This window comes from Anabaenopsis tanganyikae CS-531 (genome assembly GCF_029891675.1).
GTDB classification, from domain to species: domain Bacteria; phylum Cyanobacteriota; class Cyanobacteriia; order Cyanobacteriales; family Nostocaceae; genus Anabaenopsis; species Anabaenopsis arnoldii.
Genome location: NZ_JANQDF010000036.1, coordinates 1 through 8,148 on the forward strand (window position 1 = coordinate 1; position 8,148 = coordinate 8,148).

General features: G+C 43.3%; 9 protein-coding genes. 3 read left to right on the forward strand and 6 right to left on the reverse strand.

Features of this window, described 5'->3' with window-relative positions; translation table 11 throughout:
* A partial coding sequence (locus NWP22_RS04010; protein ID WP_280801546.1) for a hypothetical protein occupies positions 1 to 182 on the forward strand: 182 nt, incomplete at its 5' end.
* Between the two features lie 80 nt (positions 183 to 262).
* Here the strand turns inward: NWP22_RS04010 and NWP22_RS04015 are convergent.
* The 4 genes from NWP22_RS04015 to NWP22_RS04030 form a co-directional block, all read right to left on the reverse strand.
* Entirely contained in the window at positions 263 to 1,042 is a 780-nt protein-coding gene (locus NWP22_RS04015) for a photosystem II electron transport protein, Sll1252 family (protein ID WP_271732869.1), read from the reverse strand.
* 68 nt (positions 1,043 to 1,110) lie between these two features.
* Positions 1,111 to 1,614 (reverse strand): hypothetical protein, encoded by a 504-nt coding sequence (locus tag NWP22_RS04020; protein WP_271732870.1) that lies wholly within the window; start codon positions 1,612 to 1,614, stop codon positions 1,111 to 1,113.
* A gap of 89 nt (positions 1,615 to 1,703) precedes the next feature.
* Complete coding sequence (locus tag NWP22_RS04025; RefSeq protein ID WP_271732872.1) at positions 1,704 to 2,111, reverse strand: hypothetical protein; 408 nt, start codon at positions 2,109 to 2,111, stop codon at positions 1,704 to 1,706.
* 86 nt (positions 2,112 to 2,197) lie between these two features.
* Complete coding sequence (locus NWP22_RS04030; protein ID WP_280801548.1) at positions 2,198 to 3,649, reverse strand: MFS transporter; 1,452 nt, start codon at positions 3,647 to 3,649, stop codon at positions 2,198 to 2,200.
* Positions 3,650 to 3,720: 71 nt separating this feature from the next.
* On the opposite strand from NWP22_RS04030, the gene NWP22_RS04035 reads away from it, so the two are divergent.
* Complete coding sequence (locus NWP22_RS04035) at positions 3,721 to 4,254, forward strand: phosphoribosyltransferase (RefSeq protein ID WP_280801549.1); 534 nt, start codon at positions 3,721 to 3,723, stop codon at positions 4,252 to 4,254.
* Here NWP22_RS04035 and chrA read toward each other — a convergent pair.
* Together chrA and NWP22_RS04045 are read right to left on the reverse strand one after the other, a co-directional pair.
* Positions 4,244 to 5,479, reverse strand: a complete 1,236-nt coding sequence (chrA, locus tag NWP22_RS04040; protein WP_280801550.1) for a chromate efflux transporter — start codon at positions 5,477 to 5,479, stop codon at positions 4,244 to 4,246. The genes NWP22_RS04035 and chrA overlap by 11 nt on opposite strands.
* A 30-nt stretch (positions 5,480 to 5,509) precedes the next feature.
* Positions 5,510 to 6,427, reverse strand: coding sequence for an AEC family transporter (locus NWP22_RS04045; protein ID WP_271732881.1), 918 nt, complete (start codon positions 6,425 to 6,427; stop codon positions 5,510 to 5,512).
* Positions 6,428 to 6,526: 99 nt separating this feature from the next.
* On the opposite strand from NWP22_RS04045, the gene NWP22_RS04050 reads away from it, so the two are divergent.
* On the forward strand, positions 6,527 to 7,327 hold the full coding sequence (locus tag NWP22_RS04050; protein WP_271732880.1) for a M15 family metallopeptidase: 801 nt from the start codon (positions 6,527 to 6,529) through the stop codon (positions 7,325 to 7,327).
* The last annotated feature ends 821 nt before the right edge of the window (positions 7,328 to 8,148 follow it).

Sequence of the window (8,148 nt, forward strand, 5' to 3'; positions counted from 1 at the left end):
TCTTGAGAGCAGTTAAAGGCGATAGCGAAGCGCTGCTGCAAGCAGATCGCTCTGACGGTATCTGGGAGGGGGTGCAAGATCCCGGACTTGTCTCGCAAATATTTAATAAGTCCCTAGGTTATGGAAGAAGTCGGGGATCTGGGAGGGGTGCAAGATCCCCGACTTCTCTCCCAAATATTTAATAAGTCCCTAGGTTATGGAAGAAGTCGGGGATCTGTAATATTCAATAAGTCCCTAGGTTATGGAAGAAGTCGGGGATCTGTTACATATATCTGGTTAATTGGACTCGATAACGCTCTTTTTTGGTTACAGCAATTTCCCCTACTTCTAAACGTCCCTTACCGCGAATAGCGATTAAGTCCCCTGATTTCACCTGAGAACTAGCTTGATTAACGTCTTTCCAATTAACGCGGACATCACCACTCTCAATAAAAGTGACCATTTTACTGCGGGACATTCCAAAACCAGCGGAGGCGATCGCATCTAATCGCAGGGAAGCTTCGACGCTAGTTAGTTCTTTCTTTTTAGGTTCCCTAACTTTTAACTCCGTGAGATCAATCACTTGAGTTTTCACCGGAACCGAGCGCACCTGTTGCAGATTCATTTGTAAAAATTCTGCCAACTCTGGTATAACAATTGCTTGGGCTCCCCGTTCTCCGAGTACAATAATATCCCCGGTTTTTTCCCGGACTATACCGGTTCCCAACATTGCGCCTAAAAAGTCCCGGTGGGTAGCGGTATCAAACAGAAAATTACCAGCAATTTCTAAAGCTACAAGGTCAACTTGAGATTGATCTAAAGGAAGTTCTGAGCGAGCGATCGCCATTCTTTGGCGTTCTGCTTGGGGATAACCTCCCCAACCTACTAATTGTACATCTGTTAACCGACTAAATACGCGGTTAATTTCTGCTAATTCTGGCGGTGACAAAAAATCAGTTAAAACCACTTCCCAAGTTTTAATAGCTTGTTCAGCCTGATCAATCACACGGGCGATAGTATCACGATTTTCTACACCCTTTAACAGTTCTTCTCTGGGTAACATGATGTGAATGGTAAAATTTATGGTAAGGTTTCAAATCTTTTTGTTTGAAAATTTTGCATAGTTAATTTCTAAGTGCCAGATGTATCAGCATACCCCTGGATATTTTCCGGGTCAAATTTCCGTAAAATCCTGGTTGCTTGGCGGCTAATAGCCTCAGACACCTGAGCCACAACTATGTATTTACCCATATCTAAACGATTGCGGTAGGGTAAAGCATCACCACTGAGGAGTAACCCAACACCACCACCGACAAACACGCTACCCATAGCGCCACCCACAGCGCCTAACAGTCCCCCAAGGACGTGGTTACCAATTTCCCCGGCCCAAGGGAAAGTATCTAAACCTGTAATTAAACTAAAGGTAAAACCTGCAAAAAAACCAAATGGTATTAACCAGTATGACATCAGCCTAGCTTGCTTTTGCGCTTGCTCTTTGGGGTCAACCAAGCCAAACTCATCAGCGGTTTTATAACCCCTACCCAGAATAGTGCTTTGTATACCTTCTGCTTCTAGAGCTAAGTAAGCGGCTTCGGCTTGAATGCGGTCTGGTAATACAGCAATAAGGTAATTCATGGAAGCAATAATAATGGTTTGATAAAAGTTTTTATGTTCTAATTATAGAGTATCAGTGCTGCCACAATTAAGCTCCTAAGTTGAGAGATTCAGGACATATTACCATTATTCCATTGTGGCGGGGTTGGTGTATCCATAGGGGCGCAAAAATCTGTGACACCTTGCTTGAGAACATATATCAGAACTGGTGTAGCCAAACTCTCAGGAAAACTGGGCATTTTTTTGAGACGTTCCATGATCCTGACCACAGAGCTACTTAACAAATCTTCGCGGTATTCCTGTTGACAAATTAGCGATCGCCATTTTCTGGCCATAGCATCTAACCACTCAGAGTTAGTGATTCCTGGTTCTTGTCCTGCTCGGATAGCCAAGCTCATCGCAGCATCTTCTAAGTCTCCATCACAATCTTCAATCAAGTCTAGGGCTTCCATCGCACTGGAATCATCAGCTAACTGAGAACGAAACAGGGCAATTTCTTGGGATGTAACTTTGGTCATAGAATATTGAAAGTCATTTAAAATCTAAATATAGCAATATCCAGCTATAATAGTTGATTTTTTGTTCTTTACCAACCCTAATCAATTTAACTGTTGCTCTTTTCCCGACGTGCTTGCAAATTCATCATCATCTGTGCGTAAATCTCCCGATTGATTGGGTAAAAATAGATCAGAAACAAGCCAGAAATCAAGAAAATTGTTGGTAGTGGACCTACGGCGAAGCGGATGGCTAATAATGCTGAGTCTGGTTGTATGGGTAGGGTGGTTTCTCCGGGTATAGCTGCTTGAAAACCAGATGCTTCTAAGGCGTTACCCACTAAAAATATTCCCAGAGCTAAACCTAATTTTTGCAGTAACACCATAAAGCCATAAAAAATACCTTCTCTGCGTTGTCCTGTTTGCAGTTCATCTAACTCAATCACATCTGGAATTAGTGACCAGGGAATCAGATAAGCTGTGGATACCCCACAACCAGCCATGACGGCCATAAAATACATTAAACCTACCTGTCCGGGTTGTAAAAAGAATAAACCCCCTGCGGCTAATATCCATAAACTCATACCCAGAAAATAAACTACTTTTCTGCCGATTTTTTTACTCAAACCACCCCAGACAAATAACATGAGTAAAGCTGTTCCCTGGACTGCAATCATGGTGGTGGGAATATCGGAGTCTTTCAGACCCATGTAGTTGACGACGAAATAAGGTATGGTGGTGGCTGTGATTTGTACTGCTAGCCAAGAACAAAGATAAATCCCAATCACAAATAGATAGGGTCGATTATTAAAGACGATTTTTAGTTGTGCTAAGAAGGGTATAGATACGGGTTGTTGTCCTTGGTGGCGTTGATTTTCAAAAGCTAAGACGCGGTGACGGACTCCAAAAGCACATATATATAACCCGGAAACGGAAATTACCGCACACACTGCGGCTAAAATCAAGTATTGTTGTTCGCGATCGCTAATAGTAGAAAAAATAATTTGTGCTAGGAGCAAAGACAAAATACTACCACCAATAGAGAACCCGAAGCGAAAGCTATTCAAGGTAGTACGTTCATCATAATCTTGAGTCAGTTCTGGGGTCATTGCCGCATAGGGCAAACCAACAACGGTAAAAAATACTTGGGAGATTAACCCAATTACAACATAATACCAAAATAAAGGCCAAATATTAGTAGTGGGGTCTGTAGTAAAACGTGGTACAATCCACTGTAATAAAAAAATCATCCCAAAGGGAATAGCCCCATAGACTAACCAAGGGAGACGACGACCCCAGCGACGGGATTTAGTTCTGTCGGATAACACGCCGATCATGGGATCGTTGATGGCATCCCAAACTTTACCAATCATTAAAATACTACCAGCTAACCCGGCGGGAATCCCCGCAACATTGGTAAAAAAAACCAGGAGAAAAAATATAGAAATATTACCAGTAACTGCTGTCCCTAAATCTCCAGCGCCATAAGCTAGCTTAGTTTTTAGATCCAGCTTTTGATTTTCGGGGTTAATTGGGGGGTATTCATCAACAGAATCATTCATGCTCATACTAAAATATAAAATTTATACTTGATTTATACTTGCTTCAGTATCACCTAAACATCACCGCCTTTATGTCAGACCTTTACATTTCTTGGTCAGATTATTACCAAAAAATTGAGCGCCTAGCGGCCCAAATTTATCAATCAGGTTGGGAATTTAACCAGATTGTTTGTCTTGCTAGGGGGGGACTGCGAGTGGGGGATATTATTTCCCGGATATATCAGCAGCCTTTGGCAATTTTAGCTACATCATCTTACAGTGGTTCTGGGAAGCAGGAAAGGGGTAATTTAACTCTGGCTCGTCATATAACGATGACTACGGAAAAATTAGGTTCCCAGATTCTCCTAGTTGATGACTTGGTAGATTCGGGAATCACCCTTGAGGAAACTATACCTTGGCTGAAGGAAACTAGTAATTTTAATGTTGTGGAAATTCGCACGGCTGTAATTTGGTATAAAGCCTGTTCTGGTTTCCAACCTGATTATTACGTTGATTATCTGCCCGATAACCCCTGGATTCATCAACCATTTGAACATTATGAACATATCACACCGGCAGAAATAAACAGTAAAATTACTCAAACTGCCGGTAATATTAAATTATAGCCCCAGCCATCAAGCCCAGGATGGCCCCAGTAGGGACTAATTGCCATGTGGGACGGCGGAAGCGGACTAGGGCAATTAAAGCTAAAATGGCGACTATCAACGCGAACACGGAGCGAACCGGGGTATCTTGAATTATGGCTGTTTTTGCCAGGGGAATGGCTGCAGATGCGATCGCTCCTAGAACCGCAGGGGTTACCCCGCGCAAAAAGCTGCGAATCCAGGGGTTTTGACGAATGCGTACTAACAGGGGTGCAGCCCCCATAATGAATAGGAAGGATGGCGTAAAAATTGCTACACAAGATATTAAAGCCCCCAAAGCCCCAGCCACCTTATAACCAATGAATGCGGCGGTAATGACTACAGGACCGGGAGTAAATTCGCCAATAGCAACACCGTCGATAAATTCCCTGGGGGTTAACCAATGAAATTGATTAACTACTTCTAACTCCAGGAGGGGGATAATTACTAACCCACCGCCAAAGATAAAACTACCCACCTTCAAGAAGAATATTGTTAGGGTTAAATAATACTCTTGAATCCGTTCTAGTCCCCAAAAGCTGGATAATGTTAGGGTTTTACTAGTTACCATTGCCATGGTGTGGGGTAACATCTGCATCAGGGGTACAAGGGGAACTAGCCAAGCAGTGGAAGCGGGGGGGTAAATAACTAAGCCTACCATCCCCGCTAACAAGAATTGCCACAATACATTGAGGGGAAATAGTACAGTAACCACAAAAACCGTGATGGCGATCGCAATACCTGGATAATCAGTAATAGCTCGTTTGGCTAACTTCCAGCAAAAGCCGAAAATAATCGCAATCACCACCGGGGTAATTCCCAGAAACAAATTTTCAATCTGTGGTATACCCTGAAACCGAAAATAAGCCCAAGACAGGATCAGGACAATCACAAAAGCGGGGAGAATAAAACAAATCCCCGCCACCAAAGCCCCCAAAATTCCCCCCCGCAGGTATCCGGTATAAATTCCCATCTGGGTAGAAGCCGGACCTGGTAACATTTCACAAACCGCGACCCCGGCTAAAAATTCCTCCTCGGTAAACCAACCCCGCTGCACCACAGACTCATCATGAATCATGGCAATATGAGCTTGGGGGCCACCAAAGCCAGTCAAACCAAGCTTGAGAAATAATTGAGCTAGTTCGAGCAACCGAGCCGATAACCTAGGCTGTGAGTCTATAGATTTATGATTACTTTCTTGATTCATGTCTGGTTAATCAGTAGGAGCAGATATCAATCAAAACAGCCACAGCCAAATGGGGAGAGTAACTAGTAGTAGTATACACCCCAGTGCTAAAGAAGTCACCGCCAGATCACGGTCAAGATTAAAAGTTTCGGCAATTATTAATGTGGCAAATGCTGGAGGCATAGCCATTTGTAGTAAAATTACTTGTGCGGCTTTACCAGTCACCCCCCAGAGTGGCAAGGTGCTACCAATCAATAAGGGAACAATTAACATTTTAATAGTTAAGCTGATACCCGCATCCGGTAGCCTGTGCCAAGAATTTAGGCGAGATAGCCTCATGCCAATTAACACTAAAGTTAAACTAACTACAATCCAACCTAATATTTCTAGGCTATATTCAAAAACGACCGGGAGGGTAACTTGGCGAAATAGCAAGCCAAAGGCGAAACTCCACAGAGCAGGATTCACGACAATTGACTGGGTAATTTGCCCGTAATTCCTGATATTACCGCCAAAATGAGATGCTAATACTATACCAAAGCCATAGGCCCCAAAAAGTGATCCCAACATATCGTAAAATAAAGCCCAGGCAAAGTATTCCTGACCTAATAATGCGAGAGTGATGGGGAAACCCAGGTAACCTGTGTTACCAACCATTGCAGCTAGGAGTAAACTACCTTGTGTTGATTTGTGGTGGATGTTTTTGGTCAAATAGGCTTGACCTTTCATCGCCCACCAAGCCAAAAATGCCCCTAAAAAAATGGCTAAGTGGGCGATAACCGGAGCAATCCAAATCTGTCCGGATAGGTCGGCTTTGCGGAGAAAAGCAATAATACTTATGGGGACTCCTACCCAAAATAGCCCTTGACCGACACGAGTAGGAACCGTAGGAGGTAGTTTGCGTCCCAGGATAAAACCTACTAGGACTAATCCCACCAGTTTAAAGTATAGTTCTAGGAGGTTACCCAAAATTGCGCCCTGGAATAATAGATATGAATGGTACTGAAGATGTTTATCTCCCCAGTCTACAATTTTTGATAAATATTGCACAAAAACAGGAGATGTCTCTTGAGTAAAGCCCGGTTTTCTAAACAAGCCCATCAGTTATCAGGCGACCCTAGTGAAGATATTCCCGTGGCTTTACGGGATGTCCCTGAGAGTACAGCCAAACCGCCTGTGCAAAATCTAGTTTTGGTGATGGGGGGACTCGCAGGGTTTATTCTAGTGGGTTTAATTGCTGGTTTGTGGTTCTTTGTGATCTCACCTAGGGCTGATGTTGATTCCTCATCACCTCAGAATGTAGATGCACAACCTGGGGATTCTGTCAATAGTCAAGATAATAATGTCGATGCCCTCTTAGGTCATTTGACATACCCAGAAGCGCCGCAGTCAGAACTGTTAGCAATTACTGCCGATGGGCGCATTAGGTTGCGAACAGCAGCGGCTCAAAGGTATCTGGCTATGGCTCAAGCGGCGCGACGTGAGGGTGTAATTTTAGTGCCAATTTCTGGGTTCCGCTCCGTGGAAGAGCAGGAACAGTTATTTTTTGCTATTGGTGCTAGGCGTAATCAAACCCCAGCCCAAAGGGCGGCTTTGAGTGCGCCCCCTGGACATAGTGAACATCATACAGGCTATGCTGTGGATATAGGTGATGGCGCAGCACCAGCTACTAATCTCCAAAGCAACTTTGAAAATACCAGGGCTTTTCGCTGGTTAGAAGCAAATGCAGCCCGTTTTGGTTTTGAACTGTCCTTTGGAGAAAATAACCCCCAAGGTGTCAGTTATGAACCTTGGCACTGGCGTTTTGTGGGCGATCGCCATAGTCTAGAATTATTCTACAAAGCCAGAAATTTAAACCCCAAACCATGACGGGTCAGCATTTTCTCATGTCGCCCCATAGCCAATTAAACCAGCAAAGATACCCTCATGGACTTGATTTATCAAGGTTTCAGCAATTACTTGATGAGCTTTAGTGGATCGGATGAATGTCATCCCAAAAGAAATATTCATCAGGAGACACTGGATTAATTACGCCACTTAGGGGAGTGGTGAAATCGTTACACCCGTCATCATTTTGACCATTACTCAGTTCTTGCAGCGCCTCAAACTTATCTACTAAAAATAAATGAATATAGCAATCCTATTTGAGTTGAGAAATTATCAGTGAGGAAAGGGAACACACCGAACAGGGAACAGGGAACAGAAATTGTTCATGAATCATTTAGGATTGCTATATTAAAATAGGGTGCTAAGTTATCTAATTTTTGGCTTAAAGTGGTGTTAAAGCTCTGAGAGGATGTTTGATAAGTCATGATTAGTGTATCAAATATTGTTTTACCCCACCCTAACCCTGCCCTTGTAAGGGGAGGGGATTGGATTTGATTGTTTCGGTTCCCCATTCCCCAATCCTTCCGGTGTTCGGTGTGTTCCCCAATCCTTCCGGTGTTCCCTGTTCCCTGTTCCGTAAGATAAAAATTACCTGTTTAATACTTTCCAAACATCCTCTGAGTAATGGCTGTAGCCCCTATAGCGTCAGGAGTATTGTAGTCAAGAGTTTGTGAAATTATAGACAAATCTACAAAGTCACTTTACCAGGGGTAAACCTGATTGGAGTTACTCCTAACCCCTCTATCCCGTCTGCAAAAGCGTTCAGGACTGCTTTTCTTAATATATTGTACGCCCCATTTAAA